General features: G+C 67.3%; 19 protein-coding genes and 1 tRNA gene. 12 read left to right on the top strand and 8 right to left on the bottom strand.

The genetic code is table 11. From position 1 onward, the window contains the following. Nucleotides 1-10 precede the first annotated feature (10 nt). From nuoI to ACHAA3_RS05885, 7 genes are read left to right on the top strand one after another with little or no spacing between them, the layout of a single operon-like run. Nucleotides 11-577 carry an NADH-quinone oxidoreductase subunit NuoI gene (gene nuoI / locus ACHAA3_RS05915; RefSeq protein ID WP_435708021.1) on the top strand — a complete coding sequence of 189 codons (567 nt, stop codon included), beginning with the start codon at nucleotides 11-13 and terminating at the stop codon, nucleotides 575-577. Next, nucleotides 574-1,356, top strand: a complete 783-nt coding sequence (locus tag ACHAA3_RS05910) for an NADH-quinone oxidoreductase subunit J (protein WP_435708020.1) — start codon at nucleotides 574-576, stop codon at nucleotides 1,354-1,356. The genes nuoI and ACHAA3_RS05910 overlap by 4 nt, the downstream gene beginning before the upstream one ends. Then, complete coding sequence (nuoK, locus tag ACHAA3_RS05905; RefSeq protein WP_435708019.1) at nucleotides 1,353-1,646, top strand: NADH-quinone oxidoreductase subunit NuoK; 294 nt, start codon at nucleotides 1,353-1,355, stop codon at nucleotides 1,644-1,646. The genes ACHAA3_RS05910 and nuoK overlap by 4 nt, the downstream gene beginning before the upstream one ends. Nucleotides 1,647-1,656: 10 nt before the next feature. Next, nucleotides 1,657-3,534 carry an NADH-quinone oxidoreductase subunit L gene (gene nuoL / locus ACHAA3_RS05900; RefSeq protein WP_435708018.1) on the top strand — a complete coding sequence of 626 codons (1,878 nt, stop codon included), beginning with the start codon at nucleotides 1,657-1,659 and terminating at the stop codon, nucleotides 3,532-3,534. After that, nucleotides 3,531-5,075 (top strand): NADH-quinone oxidoreductase subunit M, encoded by a 1,545-nt coding sequence (locus tag ACHAA3_RS05895; protein ID WP_435708016.1) that lies wholly within the window; start codon nucleotides 3,531-3,533, stop codon nucleotides 5,073-5,075. The genes nuoL and ACHAA3_RS05895 overlap by 4 nt, the downstream gene beginning before the upstream one ends. After that, on the top strand, nucleotides 5,072-6,700 hold the full coding sequence (gene nuoN, locus ACHAA3_RS05890) for an NADH-quinone oxidoreductase subunit NuoN (protein WP_435708015.1): 1,629 nt from the start codon (nucleotides 5,072-5,074) through the stop codon (nucleotides 6,698-6,700). The genes ACHAA3_RS05895 and nuoN overlap by 4 nt, the downstream gene beginning before the upstream one ends. 19 nt (nucleotides 6,701-6,719) lie before the next feature. After that, nucleotides 6,720-7,709: a polyprenyl synthetase family protein gene (locus ACHAA3_RS05885; RefSeq protein ID WP_435708014.1), complete on the top strand. Its 990-nt coding sequence runs from the start codon at nucleotides 6,720-6,722 to the stop codon at nucleotides 7,707-7,709. Nucleotides 7,710-7,762: 53 nt separating this feature from the next. Here ACHAA3_RS05885 and rarD read toward each other — a convergent pair whose 3' ends face one another. Further along, nucleotides 7,763-8,665 carry an EamA family transporter RarD gene (gene rarD, locus ACHAA3_RS05880; RefSeq protein WP_435708013.1) on the bottom strand — a complete coding sequence of 301 codons (903 nt, stop codon included), beginning with the start codon at nucleotides 8,663-8,665 and terminating at the stop codon, nucleotides 7,763-7,765. A gap of 64 nt (nucleotides 8,666-8,729) precedes the next feature. Here rarD and ACHAA3_RS05875 point away from each other — a divergent pair, with 64 nt between their 5' ends. Further along, on the top strand, nucleotides 8,730-9,317 hold the full coding sequence (locus tag ACHAA3_RS05875; RefSeq protein WP_435708012.1) for a class I SAM-dependent methyltransferase: 588 nt from the start codon (nucleotides 8,730-8,732) through the stop codon (nucleotides 9,315-9,317). An 81-nt stretch (nucleotides 9,318-9,398) separates the two neighbouring features. Here ACHAA3_RS05875 and ACHAA3_RS05870 read toward each other — a convergent pair whose 3' ends face one another. Then, nucleotides 9,399-9,890 carry a YajQ family cyclic di-GMP-binding protein gene (locus tag ACHAA3_RS05870; protein ID WP_435708011.1) on the bottom strand — a complete coding sequence of 164 codons (492 nt, stop codon included), beginning with the start codon at nucleotides 9,888-9,890 and terminating at the stop codon, nucleotides 9,399-9,401. A gap of 154 nt (nucleotides 9,891-10,044) precedes the next feature. Here ACHAA3_RS05870 and ACHAA3_RS05865 point away from each other — a divergent pair. Beyond that, nucleotides 10,045-10,126 (top strand) — tRNA-Tyr (locus ACHAA3_RS05865). Between the two features lie 51 nt (nucleotides 10,127-10,177). Here the strand turns inward: ACHAA3_RS05865 and egtD are convergent. Beyond that, a complete protein-coding gene (egtD, locus tag ACHAA3_RS05860) occupies nucleotides 10,178-11,170 on the bottom strand; it encodes an L-histidine N(alpha)-methyltransferase (protein WP_435708010.1) in 993 nt (330 codons plus the stop codon). Next, entirely contained in the window at nucleotides 11,167-12,498 is a 1,332-nt protein-coding gene (gene egtB / locus ACHAA3_RS05855; RefSeq protein WP_435708009.1) for an ergothioneine biosynthesis protein EgtB, read from the bottom strand. Before egtB ends, egtD begins: the two co-directional genes overlap by 4 nt. 200 nt (nucleotides 12,499-12,698) lie before the next feature. Between egtB and ACHAA3_RS05850 the strand changes: the two genes are divergently transcribed. Further along, complete coding sequence (locus tag ACHAA3_RS05850; RefSeq protein WP_435708008.1) at nucleotides 12,699-14,231, top strand: APC family permease; 1,533 nt, start codon at nucleotides 12,699-12,701, stop codon at nucleotides 14,229-14,231. A gap of 45 nt (nucleotides 14,232-14,276) precedes the next feature. On the opposite strand, the gene ACHAA3_RS05845 is transcribed toward ACHAA3_RS05850, so the two are convergent. From ACHAA3_RS05845 to ACHAA3_RS05835, 3 genes are all read right to left on the bottom strand, one after another. Then, nucleotides 14,277-14,975: a type 1 glutamine amidotransferase gene (locus tag ACHAA3_RS05845; protein WP_435708007.1), complete on the bottom strand. Its 699-nt coding sequence runs from the start codon at nucleotides 14,973-14,975 to the stop codon at nucleotides 14,277-14,279. 10 nt (nucleotides 14,976-14,985) lie between these two features. Then, nucleotides 14,986-16,254, bottom strand: coding sequence for a cytochrome P450 (locus tag ACHAA3_RS05840; RefSeq protein WP_435708006.1), 1,269 nt, complete (start codon nucleotides 16,252-16,254; stop codon nucleotides 14,986-14,988). Between the two features lie 66 nt (nucleotides 16,255-16,320). Then, nucleotides 16,321-17,673 (bottom strand): glutamine synthetase family protein, encoded by a 1,353-nt coding sequence (locus ACHAA3_RS05835; protein ID WP_435708005.1) that lies wholly within the window; start codon nucleotides 17,671-17,673, stop codon nucleotides 16,321-16,323. A 138-nt stretch (nucleotides 17,674-17,811) separates the two neighbouring features. Between ACHAA3_RS05835 and ACHAA3_RS05830 the strand changes: the two genes are divergently transcribed. After that, the gene (locus tag ACHAA3_RS05830; RefSeq protein WP_435708004.1) at nucleotides 17,812-19,215 is read left to right on the top strand and encodes a pyridoxal phosphate-dependent decarboxylase family protein; all 1,404 of its coding nucleotides are present in this window, start codon (nucleotides 17,812-17,814) and stop codon (nucleotides 19,213-19,215) included. 19 nt (nucleotides 19,216-19,234) lie between these two features. Here ACHAA3_RS05830 and ACHAA3_RS05825 read toward each other — a convergent pair whose 3' ends face one another. After that, the gene (locus tag ACHAA3_RS05825; RefSeq protein WP_435708003.1) at nucleotides 19,235-20,158 is read right to left on the bottom strand and encodes a response regulator transcription factor; all 924 of its coding nucleotides are present in this window, start codon (nucleotides 20,156-20,158) and stop codon (nucleotides 19,235-19,237) included. A gap of 156 nt (nucleotides 20,159-20,314) precedes the next feature. Here ACHAA3_RS05825 and ACHAA3_RS05820 point away from each other — a divergent pair, with 156 nt between their 5' ends. Then, nucleotides 20,315-21,436: a class II histone deacetylase gene (locus ACHAA3_RS05820; protein WP_435708002.1), complete on the top strand. Its 1,122-nt coding sequence runs from the start codon at nucleotides 20,315-20,317 to the stop codon at nucleotides 21,434-21,436. The last annotated feature ends 46 nt before the right edge of the window (nucleotides 21,437-21,482 follow it).

The following is a 21,482-nucleotide window of genomic DNA, read 5'->3' as shown; positions in this document are numbered from 1 at the left end:
GGACTGAATCGTGAGCAACCCGATCAAGGAGACGCTCTGGGACCCCGTTGCGGGGTTCGGCGTCACGTTCCGCACCATGTTCCGCAAGACCGTCACCGAACAGTATCCGTTCGAGAAGGTACCCACCGCTCCGCGGTTCCACGGACGTCACCAGCTCAACCGCTGGCCCGACGGTCTCGAGAAGTGCATCGGCTGCGAGCTGTGCGCGTGGGCGTGCCCGGCTGACGCCATCTACGTCGAGGGGGCCAGCAACGTCGACGTCGAGGACGGCTCCGAACGATTCAGCCCCGGCGAGCGGTACGGACGCGTCTACCAGATCAACTACCTGCGCTGCATCCTGTGCGGGCTGTGCATCGAGGCGTGCCCCACCCGCGCGCTGACGATGACCAACGAGTACGAGCTGGCCGACAACAACCGCGCCGACCTCATCTACGAGAAGTCCGACCTGCTCGCCCCGCTGTTGCCCGGCATGGTCGAGCCGCCGCACGCGATGATGATCAGCGACGACCACCAGGACTACTACCGGGGCAAGACCCTGCCGATCGTGGAGACCACCACCTCAGGAGAGGACGCATGACCGTCTTCTGGATCCTCGCGCCGCTGATGGTCATCGCGGCACTCGGACTGCTGTTGGTGCGCAACGCCGTGCATGCGGCGCTGTGCCTCGCGGTCGTGATGATCGCGCTCGCCATGATGTACGCATCCCTCGACGCGCCCTTCCTGTTCGCAGTACAGATCATCGTGTACACCGGCGCGATCATGATGCTGTTCCTGTTCGTCCTGATGCTGGTGGGTGTGGACACCTCCGAGGCGATCAAGGAGACCATCGGCGGTCAGCGTTGGATCGCGGCCATCCTGGGTGGCGTCTTCGTCCTCGTCGCGGTCATCGCGATCGGTCAGTCGGTCTCGGTCGCGGTCGTCGGGCTCGACGCCGCGAACAGCAACGGAAATCCCTACGGCCTGGCCGCGTTGCTGTTCGGCAAGTACGTCCTCGCCTTCGAGTTCACCGCCGCGCTGCTGATCACCGCGACCCTCGGCGCCATGGTCCTGGCGCACCGCGAGAGCCTGACCCCGCAGCTGTCGCAGGGTGAGCTCGCGGCCGAGCGCATGCGTGAGTATGCCGCCACCGGCCGGCACCCCGGCAACGCGCCCACCCCCGGCGTCTTCGCCCGCCACAACGCCGTCGACACCCCGGCGCTGCTGCCGGACGGCACTCCCGTCGAGCTGTCGATCTCGCCCAGCATCGTGGCCCGCGGTCAGGTGCGTGACGGTTATGACGACGACATCGATGACGTCACCCGTCAGCTCGAGCACGACGACTCGCGTGACGACTCGGGCTTCGGAGGCGAGAAGTGACCGAGTACCTGTCCCTGTCGCTGATCCTGTTCACGATCGGCGCCGTCGGCGTTCTCGTGCGCCGCAACGCCATCGTGGTGTTCATGTGCATCGAGCTGATGCTGAACGCCACCAATCTTGCCTTCGTCAGCTTCTCGCGCCAGTACGGCAATCTCGACGGGCAGGTTGCCGCGTTCTTCGTGATGGTCGTGGCCGCTGCCGAGGTCGTGGTCGGCCTGGCGATCATCGTGTCCATCTACCGCACGCGTCGATCCATCGTGGTCGACGACGTCAGCCTGCTGAAGTCCTAGGAGCGCTTGCATGTTCGATCTGCAGTGGCTGCTCATCGCAGTCCCGCTCGTCAGCGGTCTCGGCCTGCTGGTGTGGGGCAAGGAGGCTGACGCCTTCGGTCACCTCATCGCGACCGCCGCCTCGGCGTTCGCCTTCGTCTTCGGCGCCGTGCTGTTCGCGTCCATGCTCGGCATGGACCCCGAATCACGCGCCCAGACCGCCGATCTGTTCACCTGGATCGAGGCGGGTCGGTTCACGGCGGAGATGTCGTTCACGTTCGACCAGCTGTCCGGGTTGTTCGTCCTGCTGATCACCGGCGTCGGCACCCTGATCCACGTCTACTCGATCGGTTACATGGCGCACGACGAACGGCGTCGTCGGTTCTTCGCCTACCTCAACATCTTCATCGCGGCGATGCTCACGCTGGTGCTCGCCTCGGACTACCTGGTGCTGTTCCTCGGCTGGGAAGGCGTCGGTCTCGCCTCCTACCTGCTGATCGGCTTCTGGCAGCACAAGCCCTCGGCCGCCGCGGCGGCCAAGAAGGCGTTCGTCGTCAACCGGGTCGGCGACGTCGGCATGGCCCTGGCGATCATGGTGATGTTCGCGCAGTTCGGCACCACCGACATCGCCACGGTCAACGAGGCGGTCGGGGGAGCCAGTACCTCGGTCGCCACGGCGCTGGGCCTGCTGCTCCTGCTCGGCGCGTGCGGCAAGTCCGCGCAGGTGCCGCTGCAGAGCTGGTTGCTCGACGCCATGGAGGGCCCCACCCCGGTGTCGGCGCTCATCCACGCCGCCACCATGGTCACCGCTGGCGTGTACCTGGTGGTCCGCTCGTCGGGCATCTACGACGCGAGCGAGGCGGCGCGCACCGCGGTGATCGTGGTCGGACTCGTGACCTTGCTGTTCGGCGCCTGGATCGGTTGCGCCAAGGACGACATCAAGAAGGCGCTCGCCGGCTCGACCATGAGTCAGATCGGCTACATGATGCTCGCCGCCGGGCTCGGCCCGTACGGTTACGCGTTCGCCATCTTCCACCTGATCACCCACGGCTTCTTCAAGGCCAACATGTTCCTCGGGGCCGGCTCGGTCATGCACGCGATGGACGACGACGTCGACATGCGGCGCTACGGCGGCCTCAGCAAGTACCTGCCCGTCACCTTCGCCACCTTCGGCGTCGGCTACCTCGCCATCATCGGCGTGCCGCCGTTCTCGGGCTTCTGGTCCAAGGACCTCATCATCGAGGCCGCCTTCGGCGAGAGCTTCTGGTTCGGCATGGCCGCCCTGATCGGCGCCGGCGTCACTGCGTTCTACATGACGCGCATCATGATCATGACGTTCGTGTCGGAGAAGCGCTGGCGCGAGGACGTGCACCCGCACGAGTCGCCCCGCGTGATGACCATCCCGCTCGTCGTGCTCGCGGCACTGTCCGCCGTGGGCGGGGTCCTGGTGCTCGGCGACTGGATCGAGGAGTGGCTGGAGCCGGTCGTGGGACCGGTCGAGCACCACGATCTCCCGGTCCCGGTGATCGTGCTGACGATCATCATCACGGCCGTCGTGGCCCTCGGCGTCCTCGCCGCGGTGCTGTTCTACCGCCGCGAGTCCATCGCAGCTGACACCCCGGCCGACCACGAGGTCTCGTTCCTGACCCGCGCGGGTCGCCACGAGCTGTACGGCAACGAGGTCAACGAGACCGTCGTGATCCGCCCGACCATGCACCTCACCCGGTTGCTGGTCTGGCTCGACGTCAAGGCGGTCGACGGCGCGGTCACCGGCCTCGCCAACCGGCTCGGTGACACCTCGCAGTTCCTGCGGAAGCCGCAGACAGGCTTTGTCCGGTCCTACGCGGCCACACTCTTCGGCGGCGCCCTGCTCGTCGTCCTCGCACTCCTGGCGGTGACCCTCGCATGATCCTCACGATCCTCGCCGCGATCCCTCTCCTCGGGGCCGGCGTTCTCGCCGCTCTGGGCAGCGGTCCGGCGCCCCACCAACGACCCAAGACGATCGCGCTCGCGTTCTCCCTCGCCGCGCTGGCGGTCTCCGTGGTCATGCTGGCCATGTACGACCTCGGCGCGGACGGTTACCAGCTGACGATCGACGTTGACTGGATCTCGGCCTTCGGGGCCCACTTCGCGCTCGGCGTCAACGGCATCGGGCTCACGCTGATCCTGCTCACCACGGTGCTCACGCCCCTGGTCGTGCTGGCCGCGTGGGGCGATCGCCTGCCCGATCCGAGTCGCACGTCGTCGTACCTGGCCTGGATGCTGGCTGTCGAGGGTCTGGCCATCGGCGCCTTCGCCTCGATGGACGCGTTCTTGTTCTACGTCTTGTTCGAGGCGACGCTGATCCCGCTGTACTTCCTGATCGGCGCCTTCGGTGGCGCCAACCGGTCGTACGCCGCGGTCAAGTTCTTGATCTACAACCTCGTCGGCGGTCTGCTGATGCTCGCCGCGGTCGTCGGTCTGTACGTGGTCAGCTCGCGTGCGGGGGATCCGTCCTACCTGATCACCGACCTGCAGGCCATCGACATGAACACCACGACCGAACGTCTGCTGTTCGTCGGGTTCATGGCCGCGTTCGCCATCAAGGCGCCGCTGTGGCCGCTGCACACCTGGTTGCCCGATGCCGCTGCGCAGTCGACACCGAGCACGTCGGTGCTGATGGTCAGCGTCGTGGACAAGATCGGCACCTTCGGCATGCTGGTGTGGTGCCTCGGGATCTTCCCGAACGCCGCGCAGTGGGCGGCACCGGTCATCATGACCCTCGCCGTCATCAGCATCGTCTACGGTGCGTTGCTCGCGATCGGGCAGGACGACATCCGTCGGCTCATCGCCTTCACGTCGGTGTCGCACTTCGGCTTCATCGTGCTGGGCATCTTCGCCTTCACCACCACGTCCATGGCCGGCTCGACGCTGTACATGTTCAACCACGGCCTCTCGACCGCCGCGCTGTTCCTCGTCACCGGCGTCATGATCGCTCGACGAGGTTCGGCCTCCCTCGGAGCGTTCGGCGGCGTCCAGAAGGTCGCTCCGATCCTGTCGGGCATCTTCCTGATCGCCGGCCTGTCGAGCCTGTCCCTGCCCGGCCTCGCACCGTTCGTCTCGGAGTTCATGGTGCTCGCGGGCACCTTCACCCGGTCCATCCCGGCGGCCGCCGTCGCGACGACGGGCATCGTGCTGGCAGCGCTGTACATCCTGATCATGTACCAGCGCACCATGACCGGTCCGCTGAATCCGGAGGCCGCCTCGGTGACCGACCTGAACACGCGGGAGATCTCCTCGCTGGCTCCGGCGATCGTGCTCATCGTCGGACTCGGCTTCTTCCCGCAGCCGCTGCTGAACGTCATCAACCCAGCCATCGACCAGGTGTCCAGCACCGTCGGAGTCGGTGACCCGCCGCCACGCACGGCTGTTCCGATCGACGCTGCCAGCACTGAAGAAGGAGGCGAATGATGAGCGTGCTGCAGCAGCTGGGCGCCGTGGAGCGCCCGCAGATCCCCGCCCCCACCGTCGAGTACGCCATGCTCGCACCGCTGTTCGTCATCGCTGGTGTGGCTGTTCTCGGTGTGATCCTCGAGGCCTTCCTGCCCCGCCGCAACCGCTTCAGCATCCAGGTCGTCGTGGCGCTCGTCGGCATCGTGGCCGCACTTGCCACCACGGTCTGGGTCTACACCGACCTGCAGGTCATCGACGGTGACCGGCTGGGCCGCGGCCAGGTGGGCGCCGAGGGAGCCATCTCGATCGATGGACCGGGCGTGTTCTCGTGGGGCATCCTTCTGGTCTTCGGGCTGTTGAGCGTCCTGCTGTTCGCCGAGCGCTCGCTCGAGGGTGGACTCAGCGGGTTCACCGGCCAGGCCGCCGACGCCCCCGGTTCAGCAGCCGAGACCCAGGCCACCGAGGCCAGGCTGGAGCACTCCGAGGTGTTCCCGCTGGCGATGTTCGCCCTCGTGGGCATGATGCTGTTCGCCACGGCCAACGACCTGCTGACCATGTTCGTGGCGCTCGAGGTCCTGAGTCTTCCGCTGTACCTGCTGTGCGGGCTGGCGCGCCGGCGTCGTCTGCTCAGCCAGGAGGCCGCCTTCAAGTACTTCCTGCTCGGCGCCTTCAGCTCGGTGTTCTTCCTGTACGGCATCGCGCTGGCCTACGGCTACTCCGGCAGCTTCCAGCTCACCGACATCGCCACCGCAGTCTCGACCCGCACCGGATCGGACGCGCTGCTGCTCGCGGCGATGGCCCTGATGGCGGTGGGTCTGCTGTTCAAGATCGGTGCCGCCCCGTTCCACACCTGGACCCCCGACGTCTACCAGGGCGCACCGACTGCCGTGACGGCCTTCATGGCGGCAGGCACCAAGGCTGCGGCCTTCGTGGCGCTCCTGCGCGTCTTCTACGTCGCCTTCGGTGCCGCGACCTGGGACTGGCAGCCGATCATCTGGGTCATCGCGATCATCACGATGTTCCTCGGCTCGATCGTGTCGATCGCGCAGACCGACGTGAAGCGCATGCTGGCCTACTCCTCGATCGCCCACGCAGGCTTTCTGCTCGTGGGCTTCGTCGGCGCGTACCAGGGCCCGGCGGGCGAGGATCGCATCACCTCGGTATCCAGCGTCCTGTTCTACCTGGCCATCTACGGCGTCTCCTCGATCGGCGCCTTCGCCGTCGTCACCCTGGTGCGCGACGGCAGCGGCGAGACCACCCATCTGTCGCGCTGGGCCGGTCTCGGCAAGCGGTCGCCGTGGCTGGCCGGCACGTTCGCGCTGTTCATGCTGTCCTTCGCGGGCATCCCGCTCACCGGCGGTTTCATCGGCAAGTGGGGTGTGTTCAGCGCCGCGATCTCGGCCGGATTCTGGCCGCTGGTCGTCATCGGGGTGCTCGTCAGCGCCATTGCCGCCTACTTCTACATGCGAGTGATCGTGCTGATGTTCTTCACCGACCCGGTCGGTGACGGGCCGAGCGTGGCTCTGTCGGGGCGATTGACTACCGTAGTGATTGCAGTGGCTGCCGTCTCGACCATCGCGCTGGGAATCCTTCCCGGGCCGATGATCGACCTGGCGCAGCACGCCGGCGCCTTCGTGCGCTGATCCGCTCGAGGAGGAGTACGTGTCCGGTCTGGGAGTTCCGTTCGACGACCCGGAGCTCGAGGCGCGCGTCACCGCTGGCGTCGAGGCGGTCGAGGCCCGGCTGCTGGAAGCCACGCGCGCTCCGGAGCCGTTCATCGCAGAAGCCGCCGCCCACCTGCTGCACGCCGGCGGCAAGCGGTTCCGTCCGCTCGTGGCGATGCTCGCCGCCGACTTCGGCGATCCGACCCGCGAGGGCGTCGTGCCGTCCGCGGTGGTGGTCGAGCTCACGCACCTCGCGACGCTGTATCACGACGACGTCATGGACGAGGCCGACAAGCGTCGCGGTGCCCCCAGTGCCAATGCGCGCTGGGACAACTCGCTGGCCATCCTGGTCGGCGACTTCCTGTTCGCCCAGGTCTCCGAGCTCGTCTCACACCTCGGCCCGGACATGGTCCGCATCCAGGCCCAGACCTTTTCGCGACTGGTGCGCGGCCAGATCCGCGAGACCCTCGGTCCGGTCGACGGGGAGCCGGCACTTGAGCACTACCTGTCGGTCGTCGCGGACAAGACCGGCTCGTTGATCGCCGCCGCGGCTCGGTTCGGGGCCAAGATGGCGCAGGCTCCGGTCGAGGTCGAGCTCGCGCTCACCGAGTTCGGCGAACGCATCGGAGCGGCGTTCCAGCTCGCCGACGACATCATCGACATCGTGAGCGAGACCGATGAGTCCGGCAAGACGCCCGGCACCGATCTGCGCGAGGGCGTGCCGACGCTGCCCACCCTCATCGTCCTGCGCGACGCCGCGCCGGACGACCAGCGACTGTGCGACCTGCTGTCGGGGCCCATCACCGACGACGCCGAGGTCGCCGAAGCGTTGGCGGCCCTGCGCGTCCATCCAGCCATGGACGAGGCGCGAGCCCTCGTGCAGGCCGAGGCCGACGCCGCACGTGCCCTGTTGAGCCAGCTGCCCGACACCCCGGCGCGCAGCGCGCTCGCCGACGTCTGCGACGTCGTCGTGACCCGCCTCGGCTAACCAAATTTTGTGACGTAGTTCGTCAGCGCAGCACGCCCAGGAGGCGAACTACGTCACAAAACTTGGGCAACGAGGACCCTCCTGCGGCGGTTGGTGAGGCCGTCCGTGGTGAAGACGACGAGTGCGAGCCAGACGAGGGCGAAGCCGGCCCAGCGGGCGGGCGTCATCGATTCGTCGAAGATCGTCAGACCGAGGATGAACTGGATGATCGGGCCCAGGTACTGCAGCAGGCCGATGGTCGTCAGGGGAAGGCGGGTGGCAGCAGCTCCGAACAGCAGCAGCGGGATCGCGGTCACGAGCCCGGTCCCGATCAGCAACGCCGCATTGCCGGCACCCTCGTGCCCGAAGGCCAGCGACCCGCTGAGCTGCAGGGCCAACAGGTAGCCCAGAGCGACCGGCGTGAGGATGAGCGTCTCCATTCCCAGGCCGTCGAACGCCGGAAGATTCGCCTTCTTCTTCAAGAATCCGTACGCGGCGAACGAGAACGCCACCAGGAGCGCGACGAACGGCAGACGGCCGTAGTCGATGGTCAGCACGACCACCGAGACCCCGCCGATCGCGACCGCCACCCACTGCAGGGGACGCAGACGCTCCTTGAGCACGAACACGCCCAGCAGCACGGTGACCAGCGGATTGATGAAGTACCCGAGCGACGTCTCGACCACGTGGCCGTTGGTGACGCCATAGATGAAGCCACCCCAGTTCAGCGCGATGGTGATGGCAGCGCCGGTCAGGATCAGCATCAGGCGGCGATCGCGAGCGATCGCTGCGAACTGTCGCCACCGGCCCATCACGGTGATCACGACGAGGACGAAGACCATGGACCACACGAAGCGGTGGGACAACACCTCCAGGGCGCCTGCAGGCTCCAGCAGTGGCCAGTAGAGAGGAAAGAATCCCCAGCACAGGTACGCGCCGACACCGAAGGCAATGCCGTCGCGAGAGGCAGATCGCACGGGCGCATCGGTCGTCACCACGCGAGACTACGCCCGCCTCGTCGGGAGTGGCAGCATGGTGACCATGGCTTCGACACCCCGCTGGTTCAGCGACACCAATGACGGACACTCCCAGTGGTACGTCGACCGTTTCAGGACCCTCGCCGCCGACGGCGCCGACCTCGCTGGCGAGGCGCGGCTGATCGACGCGATCGTGCCTCCCGGGTCGCGTGTGCTCGACGCGGGCTGCGGTCCGGGCCGTCTGGGCGGAGCCCTGCACGAGCGCGGCCACACGGTGGTCGGTGCCGATGTCGACCCGGTGCTGATCGAAGCGGCCCGAGCCGATCATCCGGGCCCTCGGTGGGAGGTTGCAGATCTCAGCACCCTCGATCTCGGCGAGGAGGAACCCTTCGACGTCGCCGTCATGGCCGGCAACGTGCTGGTGTTCGTGGCACCGGGGACCGAGGTCGAGGTGCTGCGCCGCGTGGCCGCCCACGTCCGACTTGGTGGACGCATCGTCACCGGCTTCCACACCGACCGCGACTACCGGGTCGAGCAGTTCGACACCGACCTCGTGGCCGCCGGCCTGACCCTCCAGCAACGCTTCTCCACCTGGGACCTGCAGCCGTGGGCCGACGATGCCGAGTTCGCCGTCAGCTTCTTGTCGGTCTGACCCAACTTTTGTAGCGAAGCGCAGGCTTCCGGGCCCGAGAACCTGCGCTTCGCTACAAAAGTTGGCTCCGGTGGGGTCCTCTCAGCGGTAGTTGACGAACTGCACCGCTAAGTCGAGATCGGCGCCCTTGACGAGCGTGATGATCTCCTGCAGGTCGTCGCGCTTCTTGCTCGAGACCCGCAGCTCGTCGCCCTGGATCTGGGCCTTGACGCCCTTGGGTCCCTCATCGCGGATCAGCTTGGAGATCTTCTTGGCCTGCTCGGTGCTGATGCCCTCGGTGAGGCTGGAGGTCAGCTTGACCTCCTTGCCGCTCTGGCGCGGTTCGCCCTCGTCCAACGACTTCAGCGAGATGCCGCGCTTGATCAGCTTTTCCTTGAACACGTCGAGGATCGCCAGCGCGCGCTCGTCGGCATTGGCGGTGATCTCGACATTGTCCTCGCCGCTCCAGCTGATGTCGGCGCCGGTGTTCTTGAAGTCGTAGCGAGTCGCGATCTCCTTGGCAGCCTGGTTGAGCGCGTTGTCGATCTCCTGTCGATCGATCTTGTTGACGATGTCGAAGGACGAGTCGGCCATGGGTGCTCCCTGCGATGGTGCGGTGTGTGATGGGGTTTGCTCACCCTACGAGGCGCCGGCTGGCAGGTCACTCGACGGGGCGCGGCTCAGCCGGTTTCTGTCTGGTCGACGACCTGCGCTAGTCTGGTGCGTCGTTGCCCCGGCAACACACCCCGGCAGGTTGCCCGAGCGGCCAAAGGGAGCTGACTGTAAATCAGCCGGCACTGCCTACATAGGTTCGAATCCTATACCTGCCACGGGATCGAGAAGGCCCCCGACCATTGGTCGGGGGCCTTCTTGCGAGAGCTCTAGGGCGTGCGGCGCGACAGGGTGAGGGCGAAGTCGGCGTCGCTCCACAGCTGTTCGAGTGCGAACCCGGCGGCGGCGAGCTCAGAACGTAGCTGGTCGGGACGGAACTTGGTCGAGATCTCGACCCGGATCTCCTCGCCGGCGGCCAGCTCGATCGTCAGATCGGCGCCGGGTACGGCGACGGTCTGCGGCGTCTCGGAGCGCAGCCGCAGATCCATGCGCTCCATGTGTGGATCCCAGAACGGCACGAAGCTGAAGGCATCGAGATCGAAGTCGGCGCCGAGCTCGCGGTTGACGACGCTCAGGCAGTTGGTCGCGAACGCGGCGGTGACTCCGGACGGGTCGTTGTAGGCGGCGATCAGCCGGTCGCTGGACTTGACCAGGTCGGTGCCCAGCAGCAGGCAGTCGCCCGGCGCGAGGGAGTCGGCCAGCGCACCGAGGAAGGCGGCGCGCTCCTCGACGTACAGATTGCCCAGGGTGCCGCCAAGAAATGCGACCAGCTTGCGTCCGCCCGCGGGCAGGTTGCTCAGGTGCAGGGTGAAGTCGCCGACCACGGCCTCGACCTTCAGGCCGGGGTAGCGCCGCGACAGCTCGTGTGCAGCGGTGCGCAAGGTTCCTTCGGACACGTCGACCGGCACGAACCTCTCCAGCTGGTCGTGCGAGGAGAAGGCGTCGAGCAGGGTGCGGGTCTTGTCGCTGGTGCCGCTACCGAGCTCGACCACGGTGTCGGCTCCCGACAGCTGCACGATCTCGTCGGCGTGGGCGGCCAGGAGCGCGCGCTCGGCCTCGGTCGGGTAGTACTCGGTCAGGCGGGTGATCTGGTCGAACAGGTCTGATCCGCGGTCGTCGTACAGCCACTTGGGCGGCAGGGTGCGCGGTTGGCTACCGAGCCCGCGGCGGACGTCGGAGATCAGGCTGTCGGCGGCCCAGCCCGGATCGAGCAGGACAGACACGGTGGGTTCGACGACGTTCACATCAGGACCTGTGCTCATGCGTGGATCTCCAGACCCCGGGGAGCTCCGCCATCGGCGAGACGCACCCCGGACATGGCCCAGCGTGCGCTGGAGGGAAAGAAGTTGCGATATGTGAGGCGAGCGTGTCCCGGCGGCGTCAGCGCGCAGCCGCCGCGCAGCACCATCTGGTTGGACATGAACTTGCCGTTGTACTCGCCGATCGCGCCGGCGGGCGGGTGGAATCCGGGGTAGGGCAGGTAGGACGATCCGGTCCACTCCCAGCAGTCGCCGTAGACCTGCCGCAGGTGACCCGTGGTGGGACCGGCCGCACGGGCGTGGAAGGCCCCTGCGCCCTGCGCATCGATGGATGCGGTGTCGGCCAGGTTGCCGCCGACCTGGGCGGCGTCGCCCTGGCCGTCGCTGACGACGGCGTGCTCCCACTCCGATTCGGTGGGCAGCCTCTTGCCGGCCCAGGTGGCGTACGCGTCGGCCTCGTAGTGGCTCACGTGCGTGGCGGGCAGACCGGGATCGACCCGGTGCGTGCCGTGCAGCGTGTGCTCGTGCCAGACGCCGTCGAGATCGGTCCAGTACAGCGGAGCGCGCCAGCCCTCGGCCCTGACCTTGGCCCATCCGTCGGACAACCAGAACTCGGGACGGTCGTAGCCGCCGTCGGCCATGAAGCGCATCCACTCGCCGTTGGTGATGAGGCGATCGGCGACCCGATACGGCTCCAGCCACGTGCGGTGGCGGGGCATCTCGTTGTCGAAGCTGAAACCGCCGCCAGCGTGGCCGACCTCGACGAGTCCGCCCTCGACCTCGACCCAGCCGAGCTGGTCCGGCTCGCTGGCCGGCCGAGGAGCTCCCGCGTACACCGGTTGCAGCGGGTTGACGGACAGGACGTGCTTGATGTCCATCAGCAGGAGCTCCTGGTGCTGCTGCTCGTGATGAAATCCCAGCTCGATCGTGCTGGAGAGCTTGTCGAGGGTGCCGCCGTCGACCGAGGCGATCAGGTCGCGCACACGAGCGTCGACGTTCTCGCGGTACACGCCGACGTCGTGGGCACCGGGCCGCGTGATGTAGCCCCGTTCTGCCCGGGTGAAGCGCGGCCCCAGCGACTCGTAGTAGCTGTTGAACAAGAACCAGTACTGGTCCTGGAAGGGTTCGAAGGCGTTCTCGTTCTCGGCCAGCAGGAACGTCTCGAAGAACCAGGTGACGTGGGCGCGATGCCACTTGGTGGGGGAGACGTCGGCCATCGACTGAACGGTCTGGTCCTCCGGGGACAGCGGCGCGGCCAAGGTCTCTGTGTGCGAACGGACTCGGTCGAACAGGTCGACCAGTGCATCGGAATCGTGCAACGGGGGGGTCATGGGGGTCTCTCCTCGCCTCAGCGTGCTTCCACCGTAGGCAACGCCACCGACAGCCGCACCTCCAACAGATGGCGCGCACCGGTCTGATCGGAGAATCCACCTGCCGAGCAATTCGGCCGAACTGCTCGACAAAGTCGTTTGGTCCCAAATAGATTTGTGGCGTACATCACTTCTTATCCCCCATCGAAGAGGTTGACGCCATGACCGCACCCACTGATTCCGCCGGCGCAGCTTCTCGGCCTGACGACACCTTGAAGAGCAACAAGCTCGGTATCGCCGGCATCGTGTTCTTCGTGGTCGCCGCTGCTGCGCCCCTGGTCGGCATGACGGGCGCCGTTCCGGTGGCCATCGTGCTCGGCAACGGCGCAGGTGCTCCCGGCGCCTATCTCGCCGTCGGCCTGGTGCTGCTCGTGTTCAGCGTCGGCTACTCGGCGATGAGCGTGCGCGTCAGCAACACCGGCGCGTTCTTCGCCTACGTGGGGCGGGGCCTCGGCGTCATTCCCGGTGTCGGGTCGGCCTTCGTCTCGGTGTTGGCCTACCTGGCCATCCAGCTGGCGATCTTCGCCTTCTTCGGCGCGGTCGCCGCCGGACAGTTCCAGGCCCGCATCGGCCTCGACCTGAGCTGGTGGGCCTGGTCGCTCCTGGCCTGGGTCGTCGTGCTCGGACTGTCGATCCTGCAGGTCGACCTGGGTGCCAAGGTGCTGGGCGTGCTGATGCTGGCGGAGGTCCTCTCACTCGCTCTGGTCGCGGTCGTGGTGCTGGTGCAGGGCGGCGGTCCCGATGGACTGGCCCCGGCGTCCTCGTTCTCGCCCTCGAACATCTTCGCGGGCGGCTTCGCCGGCTCGGCAGGCATCGCGCTGGCCTTCGCGTTCGCGTCCTACATCGGCTTCGAGGCCACCGCCATCTACGCCGAAGAGACCAAGAACCCCAAGCGTGCCGTGCCGATCGCCACCTACGCGGCCGTCTCGCTGATCGCCGTGCTGTTCGCCCTCACGTCGTGGGCGGTCGTCAGCGGCATCGGCAGCTCGAACATCGTCGAGGAGGTGGCCGCCCGGTCGAGCGTGGACGGCGTCCCGCTGACCGATCCGGCAGCCGTCCTGTTCTCGGTCGCCGACCAGTACGTCGGCGGCTGGCTGGGCACCACCATGAGCTGGCTGGTGCTGACCAGCCTGTTCGCCGGCCTGCTGGCCTTCCAGAACAGCGCGGCGCGATACCTGTTCTCGATGGGCCGTGCGGGAGTGCTCCCCACGGCGCTGGACCGGGTGAACCGGCGCGGCGCTCCGGTGGCGGGCGCGGTGGCGACGTCGGCCATCACCGTGACGGTGATCGTGCTGTTCGCGATCCTTGGTCTGGATCCCATCCTCGACATGTTCAACGTCTTCAGTGCGATGGCCGTGCTGGCGATCGTGCTGGTCGAGATCCTCGTATCCATCGCGGTGATCGTGTACTTCCGACGCAGCCGCGAAGACACGCGCGTGTGGAACACGCTGATCGCCCCGGCGCTGTCGATCGTGGGGCTCGCGCTGGGCGCCTATCTCGTCTCGGCGCGGTTCGGCCTCCTGGCCGGGACGGTGGACGAGGGAGTGGACCCGACGGTTCAGACGTTCGGACTCTCGGCGCTGGGCTGGGTGCTGGTGCTCGCACCGTTCATCATGTTCGCGATCGGGCTCGCGGTGGGCCGGCTGCGTCGTCGCGACGAGAACGCCGACGCGGTCGCCGACCTGGTGACGTGAGCTCGTGGCGCCGACACGACCGTGCCGTTCAGGAGGTGGTGCCGTTCAGAAGATGGTGGACAGGTACCCCTCGACCAGCGCGCGGGTGCGGGCCGCAGATTCCAGATGACGGTGCTCGGTGGCCTTCACGAGGTCGCCCGGGTCGAGATCGAGGGCCCGCGCCTTGGCGTCTCCACCCATGTCCAGCCAGCCCTGCAAGATGTCCGAGGTGAGCTCGGGATGGAACTGCAGTCCCATCGATCGACCGTGCACGAAGGCCTGCTCGGTGGCGGCGTTGCGCGCGATCGAGGTCGCGCCGGGGGGAAGGGTGAACCGGTCATAGTGCCACTGGAACCATGGTCCTGACGGGACGAGCGCGTCGTCGTCGGAGCTGACGTCGTGCCAGCCGACCTCGGGCGTCTCTGCGAGGACCACGGTGCCGCCCAGTGCTCGGGCCAGCAGCTGACCACCGAAGCAGACGCCCAGGACCGGTGTGTCTGCCGCCGTGGCGGCGGACAACCAGTCCAGCTCTGGCTGGACCCACGCCCCGATCACGTTGGTGTCGTAGACGCTCCACGGTGCCCCGAACGGCACGATCAGGTCGTAGGGCTCGACGTCGGGGAAGTCGAAGTCGACGTCGGGAGCATTGAAGCGGTCGGACCCGACGATCGTGACGGTGTCGATCTCCCATCCCGCAGCGGCCAGCGCATCGCCGATCAGCCCGGGCGCCGAGCAGTGGTCGTGCAGGACGGCGAGAGCCTTCACGGGCGGGCCGTCATCGGGTCGTGATCGTGACGGGGAACTTCTTGATGCCGTTGACGAAGTTGCTGCGCACGCGGGTGACGTCGCCGGTGAACTCGGCGGTCTTGATCCGGGGGATCAGGGCCTGGAACATCAAGCGGATCTCCATGCGGGCGAGCGCGTTGCCCAGACAGAAGTGAGGGCCGCCCTTGCCGAAGGTGACGTGGTCGTTGGGGGTGCGCGTCACGTCGAACCGGTACGGATCGTCGAAGACGTCCTCGTCGCGGTTGCCCGAGGCGAACCACATCACCACCTTGTCGCCGGCCTTGATCTGCTGACCGCGGAGCTCGACGTCACGGGTCGCGGTGCGACGAAAGTGATACACCGGACTGGCCCAGCGCAAGAACTCCTCGACCGCGTTCGGGATCAGCTCGGGGTGCTGCTGCAGCAGGGCCAGCTGATCGGGATGCTCCATCAGGGCCAGCATCGAGTGGCTGATGGTGTGGCGGGTCGTCTCGTTGCCGGCCACGACCAGCAGCAGGAAGTAGTTGTCGAACTCGGTGGCGGTCAGCGGCTCGCCGTCGATCGGGACCCGGTTGACCAGCTTGCTGACCAGGTCGTCACCGTCGCCGCCACGGCGCTGCTGGGCCAGCTCCCGACCGTACTCGAAGACCTCGAGCGCGGCGGGGGAACGGAACGGCAGGTGCTTGTACTGGTCGCTGTCAGCGTCCGAGATCAGCACGTCGGCGTAGTCGGGGTCGGTGTTGCCGATCATCTGGTTGCCCCAGTGGATCAGCTGGTCGGTGCGGTCCGGCGGCACGTCGAGCATCTGGGCCAGCACCTGGATGGGGAAGTCTGCGCTGATCTCCTTGACGAAGTCGAACGACTGCTGACGCAGGGCTGCGTTGACCGTGGCCTCGGTGAGTCCGGCCAGGAAGTCCTCGAACTTCTTGAGCGTCTGGCCGCCGAAGTCGCGCTGCAGCAGCTTGCGCAGCGCGCGGTGCCGGGTGCCGTCGGACTCCAGGATCGAGCGGCGCAGATCCTTGAGGTCGTCGTCCTCGACCTCCTCGAGGTTCACGTACTCCGTCGACGTGAAGGTCTCGGCATCGCGATCGATCGCCACGATGTCCTCGTGCTTGGTGATCGACCAGAAGCCCGAGCCGCCGGTCTCAGGGGTCCAGTGCACGGGAGACTCGGCGCGCAGGCGATCGAAGCTGGCCCAGGCCTCGTTGCGCTCGAAGATGTCGAGGTGGGCGAGGTCCACGTCGGCCAGTGCGGGCCGATCGGCGAAGGGGCTGTTCATGGGGACGTCCTCGTCAGTAGTGAGGTGGCAAGTGCGAAGGGGCGGTGCTCCGGGAAGCCCAGCAGCTCAGAGGTGGTACGCGTACTCGCTGAACTCCCAGTCGGTGACGAACTTGGAGAACCGCTCCAGCTCGTCGCGCTTGAACGCCACGAAGGTCTGCACGAAGGCAGGTCCGAGCAGGTCGACGAAGTCGGCGTCGGCCTCCAGCGCGTCGAGCGACTGCCCGAGGCTCATCGGCAACATCTCGGCCTTGCTGGTGTCGTAGCCGTAGCCCTCGAGCGCGGCCGGGGCCTCCATCTCGTCGCGGATGCCCAGATAGGCCGCGGCCAGCAGACCGGCGATCGCCAGGTAGGGGTTCGCGGTGGCGTCGCCGAGGCGCAGCTCCAGGCGCGACGCTTCGCCGCGCTCGGGTGGGATCCGCACCATCGCGCTGCGGTTGTCCAGGCCCCAGTCGATCAGCCACGGCGCGAGCGTGTCGGGACCGAACCGCTTGTAGGAGTTGATCGTCGGATTCGACAGGGCTGCGAGAGCAGGTGCGTGGGCCAGCACGCCGGCGATCGCCGAGCGGCCGATGCTGGACAGGCCGTCGACGCCGTCGGGGTCGTCGAACAACGAGGACCCGGCGTCGTCGAGCGTCGAGAAGTGCAGGTGGAAGCCCGACCCGCCCTCGTCGTTGTACGGCTTGGCCATGAAGGTCGCGAGCTTGCCCTCGCGGCGGGCGAGCTCCTTGACCGCGCCCTTGAACCGGTAGGCGCGATCGGCGGCGTCGAGGGCGTGGGAGTGCCACAGGTTGATCTCGAACTGACCGCTGGAGAACTCGTGGTTGGCAGCCACGACGTCGAGGCCGTAGCCGGCCAGCGAGCGCAGGGAGCGCAGCAGCACGTTCTCGGGGTCGCCGCGCAGCCCTGAGACGTAGACATTTCCCGTGGCCTCGCCGTACCGGCTCCATCCGCTGGGCGCGGACTCGTCCTTCTGCAGGACGAAGAACTCCAGCTCGGGTCCGACGATGGGTTGCATCCCGAGATCGGCGAACCGGTCGAGCACACGCCTCAGCACGTTGCGGGGGCTCTCCTGCGAGGGACTGCCGTCGGGATTGAACACGTCGGCGATGACGTGCGCCACGCCCGGTTCCCACGGCACGTCCACGAGTGTCGCGGCATCGGGAAAGGCCACGACGTCGGGCAGGCCGGCCTCCAGGCCACCCTCGATCGCGACGACGTCGCCGCCGGGCGTCGTGCCGTAGACGGTCCGGCAGAACGCCACGCCGTCACCGACCGTGCGGGTGAGGTTGGAGACCATCAGATCGCGTCCGCGCTCTGTACCCATCAGGTCCGAGTAGCTGAGCCGCACCACGTCGATGCCGCGCTCGGCGAGATCGGTGGCAGCCGCCTCGAGTGCGTCCGTGTTGAAATGTCCCACGCGGTCCTCCGGTGTCGGTTGTGGCGCTCTGTGCGACGAAACAACGAATCGTTTGGAGCCTTACGATATGACCCAGGCCACATTCTGACAAGCCATCTCATGACAAAAGCTTTCGACCATCTCGGCAGGGTGAACACGATGAACACACACGAGCAGGACCACGGCTCGCACGTGCACGGCACGGATCTGCGGGGAGTGGGCGAGTTCTGGGGCGACGAGTCCGCCAGCGTGCGTGAGGCGCTGGCCTGGGCGGTCGCGCGCATGGCGAGGGAGTCCGATCCGCGCACCACGGCGCGTTCTGCCTCGGACCTGGCGACCGACGCCGGGCCCACCGTCGTGCCGGCCGGAATCGGTTCGGGCGAAGCCCTGAGAATCTTCTCCGACGTGCTCGAGCCGGCGACGCGAGCGCAGGGCCACGAGCTCAACCTCGCCTACATCCCCGCCGCGCCCAACCGGTCCGCAGTCGCCTTCGACGCGGTGACCGGCAGCGCGAACATCTTCGGCGGCGTCTGGGAGGCGGGCGCTGGTGGGATCCATGCCGAGAACGAGGTGCTTGCCTGGCTCGCCGGGCTGTTGCGGTGGCCGGACACCGCAGCCGGTTGCTTCGTGTCCGGCGGCACGACGGGCAACCTGTCGGCCCTCGTGGCCGCGCGCAAGCGGGCACTGCGGCGACGTGGCGCCAGGCCCGCGGAGGGGTGGACCCTCGTGTGCACGGGAGGTGCGCACTCCTCGATCATCTCGGCCGCCGAGGTGCTCGACGTCGCCATCGCCGAGGTTCCGGTCGACAGCCGCGGCCACATGACCGGCGCCGCCCTGCGCGAGGTGCTGGAGCGCACGCCCTCGGCCTTCGCGGTGGTGACCTCCTCCGGCACGACCAACACCGGCATCATCGACGATCTCGCCGACGTCGCGGACGCCTGTGCCGATCACGACGTCTGGATGCACGTCGACGGGGCCTACGGGGGAGCGGCGCTGCTCGCACCGTCGGTGCGGGCCCGATTCGACGGGATCGAGCGAGCAGACAGCTTCATCGTCGATCCGCACAAGTGGTTGTTCGCCCCGTACGACTGCTGTGCGCTGCTGTATCGCGACGCCGCCGACGCACGTGATGCCCACTCACAGCACGCCAGCTACCTGGACAGCATCGATCGCGAGCAACCCAACCCGTCTGACCTGGCGCTGCACCTGTCGCGGCGGGTGCGAGGGCTGCCGCTCTGGTACGGCCTGGCCACCCATGGGACCGACCGCTACGTCGAGGCGATCGAGAAGACCTTGCAGACCGCCCGCGACGTGGCGACCGGCATCGAGCGCATCGAGCACCTCGGTCTGCTGATGACTCCCGAGCTGTCGGTCGTGATGTTCGATCGGCCCGGATGGAGCGAGGCCGACTACACCCGGTGGTGCGAGCGGCTCGCGCACGAGGGCGCGTTGTTGTGCGTGCCCACGCGCTGGGCGGGTCGCACTGTGCTGCGCGTCGTCTTCGTCAATCCCGACACCTCCGCCGACGTCGTGCTGCGGATCCTGGAGGAGACCACCCGCTGAAGAACTGCAGTGCTGCAGATCAGGTGAGCGAGCCGAGGGCCCGTTTCAGGTTCGCCGTGTGCGATGTCGACAGGTATTCGGTGGGCATCAGCAGGTTGTCGGCCACCGCGAGAACTGCCAGTTCGGTCCGCGACCGCAGCCCGGTCTTGCTCAGCAGGTGCTGGACGTGGGAATGGATCGTGCGCTCCGACACGACCAGGTGGTCGGCGATCTCACGATTTCCCATCCCCAGTGCCACGTGGGTCAGCACCTGGATCTCTCGAGAGGTCAGTTCATATGGCACGACGAAGGGATTGGCCCGGACGTATACCGGCGACCCCGGGGCGTGCTGGCCCATCTCGAAGCGGATCCAGCCCGCTGGGGTCGCCCAGATTCCGCGCAGTGCAGGGATGCCCGCATTCGCCGCGGTGCGGGCGAGGGCGGCGAGGCCCGGGGCGATGTCGGCCGGCGGGAGCCAGGCGGCGGTGCGAGCGAAGGTCAGCAGCGTGGGAGCCACCCCGGCGATGAACGCCTGGGGCACCGCGCCGAGCGCACCCTGGGCGCGGCTCGAGACGTGCACGACAGCGGTATAGAGGCCGTCGGTTCGAAGGGCACAGCTCAAGCCGTCGCGGAAGCCCGCAGGCGCAATGTTCTCCTCGTAGAACCAACCCCGGCGGAACGACTGCGACAGTTCGGTGGAGATTGTGGGCGGCGAGGATGCGTTGACGACCATGTCGAACCACTCCGTCTGCACGAAGTCGTCGCGTAACGCCCGGGTCAGATCATCGGGGTATCCGACGGAGGCGATGCTCTGATGGGTGTTCCGAGTAACGACCTGGAGGGTCGATGCATCGCCGCCCACCGCGTCGTTGAGGATGGACAAGGCTTCTGCGCAAGCCTCGGCCGAGGTGGCTTGACGGCCAAGATCGGCGATCCGCTCGGCTGCTCCTGCGAGACCGTGCATGCGTCCTCCAGCCCCGAATCGTTGGGGCCCTCACGATAAGCCTGCGCGCGGACCGGGCACAAGGATCGGCAATTGTGCCGATGCCTGAACTCTGTCGACGGTGTCACGATGCAGCCACGCCGCGCGCCAGGTGCGGCGCAGATGAGAGGTAGGGCCATGGCGACTGGTTACGTTTACCACGAGGTTTTCAGCTGGCACGACACAGGAACAGTGACCGGATTGTTTCCGTCCGACCCCGCGGTGGGTCTCCAGCCGCTTGCACACTTCGAGAACCCTGAGACCAAGCGACGCTTCCACGAGCTCGTCGTCGTCAGCGGATTGATCGACCGCCTCACCCGGCTGACAGCGCGTTCGGCGAGCGACGAAGAAATTCTGCGCATCCACACCGGGGATCACCTAGAGCGCATCCGCGCCGAGAGCGAGCTGCCCAAGGGAGGCGACGCTGGCGACGGACTCTCCCCGTTCGGCAAGGGCGGCTTTGCCATTGCGTGCCTGGCTGCGGGTGGGGTCATCGCTGCCGTCGACGCGGTGCTCGATGGCGAGGTCGAGAATGCGTACGCCCTCGTGCGACCGCCGGGACACCATGCGACCGCTGAGATGGGTATGGGATTCTGCCTGTTCAACAACCTGTCGATTGCCGCGGCGCATGCGCGTCACGAGCGCGGGGTTGAGCGGATCGCAATCGTCGATTGGGACGTTCACCACGGCAATGGCACGCAATCGATCTTCTACGAAGACCCCGACACGCTGACTGTGTCGATTCACCAGGACAACGTCTTTCCTCCCCACAGCGGGCTGCTGACCGAGCGTGGAGCGGGCGCCGGGTGGGGCAGCGCACTGAACGTGCCGCTCCCGCCCGGGACGGGCGACGACGGATACGTCCATGCCGTCGAGCAGGTGGTGGTGCCGGCGCTGAGACGCTTCAAGCCAGACCTGGTGCTAGTCGCGTGCGGATTTGATGCCGGCGCCATGGACCCGCTCTCGCGTCAGATGGTGACCTCGGACGGGTACCGCCGAATCACCCGGTTGCTGCTCGACGTGGCCGCGGAGACAAGCGGAGGCAAGGTGGCGATGTCGCACGAAGGCGGATACAGCCCGGCCTATGTCCCGTTCTGTGGGTTGGCGCTCCTGGAGACGATGGCCGGGGCGGAGCCATTCGGTGATCCGTTCCTGCCGATCGTGGGAGGTTTTGCAGGCCATCCTCTCCAGCCGCATCAGGCCGAGGCCGTCGCTTCCGCCGCCGCTCTCGTGGCTGAAATTGGTAACCGAGAGAGTTGAGCTGGAGACGGCATAGGTCTGGCGCGGAATTCTTGAGTCACCTATC

This window comes from Aeromicrobium sp. CF3.5 (genome assembly GCF_051262695.1).
Taxonomy (GTDB): Bacteria; Actinomycetota; Actinomycetes; order Propionibacteriales; family Nocardioidaceae; genus Aeromicrobium.
The sequence above is the reverse complement of the archived record's forward strand: the minus strand, read 5'-3'. Positions and strand labels throughout refer to the sequence as shown.

What these genes read in the sequence shown, in the direction of transcription:
- ACHAA3_RS05910 (WP_435708020.1), top strand. Translation starts at nt 574, where the DNA reads ATGACCGTCTTCTGGATCCTCGCGCCGCTGATGGTCATCGCGGCACTC.
- nuoL (WP_435708018.1), top strand. Translation starts at nt 1,657, where the DNA reads ATGTTCGATCTGCAGTGGCTGCTCATCGCAGTCCCGCTCGTCAGCGGT.
- ACHAA3_RS05895 (WP_435708016.1), top strand. Translation starts at nt 3,531, where the DNA reads ATGATCCTCACGATCCTCGCCGCGATCCCTCTCCTCGGGGCCGGCGTT.
- nuoN (WP_435708015.1), top strand. Translation starts at nt 5,072, where the DNA reads ATGATGAGCGTGCTGCAGCAGCTGGGCGCCGTGGAGCGCCCGCAGATC.
- ACHAA3_RS05875 (WP_435708012.1), top strand. Translation starts at nt 8,730, where the DNA reads ATGGCTTCGACACCCCGCTGGTTCAGCGACACCAATGACGGACACTCC.
- ACHAA3_RS05870 (WP_435708011.1), bottom strand. Translation starts at nt 9,890, where the DNA reads ATGGCCGACTCGTCCTTCGACATCGTCAACAAGATCGATCGACAGGAG.
- egtD (WP_435708010.1), bottom strand. Translation starts at nt 11,170, where the DNA reads ATGAGCACAGGTCCTGATGTGAACGTCGTCGAACCCACCGTGTCTGTC.
- egtB (WP_435708009.1), bottom strand. Translation starts at nt 12,498, where the DNA reads ATGACCCCCCCGTTGCACGATTCCGATGCACTGGTCGACCTGTTCGAC.
- ACHAA3_RS05850 (WP_435708008.1), top strand. Translation starts at nt 12,699, where the DNA reads ATGACCGCACCCACTGATTCCGCCGGCGCAGCTTCTCGGCCTGACGAC.
- ACHAA3_RS05840 (WP_435708006.1), bottom strand. Translation starts at nt 16,254, where the DNA reads ATGAACAGCCCCTTCGCCGATCGGCCCGCACTGGCCGACGTGGACCTC.
- ACHAA3_RS05830 (WP_435708004.1), top strand. Translation starts at nt 17,812, where the DNA reads ATGAACACACACGAGCAGGACCACGGCTCGCACGTGCACGGCACGGAT.
- ACHAA3_RS05825 (WP_435708003.1), bottom strand. Translation starts at nt 20,158, where the DNA reads ATGCACGGTCTCGCAGGAGCAGCCGAGCGGATCGCCGATCTTGGCCGT.
- ACHAA3_RS05820 (WP_435708002.1), top strand. Translation starts at nt 20,315, where the DNA reads ATGGCGACTGGTTACGTTTACCACGAGGTTTTCAGCTGGCACGACACA.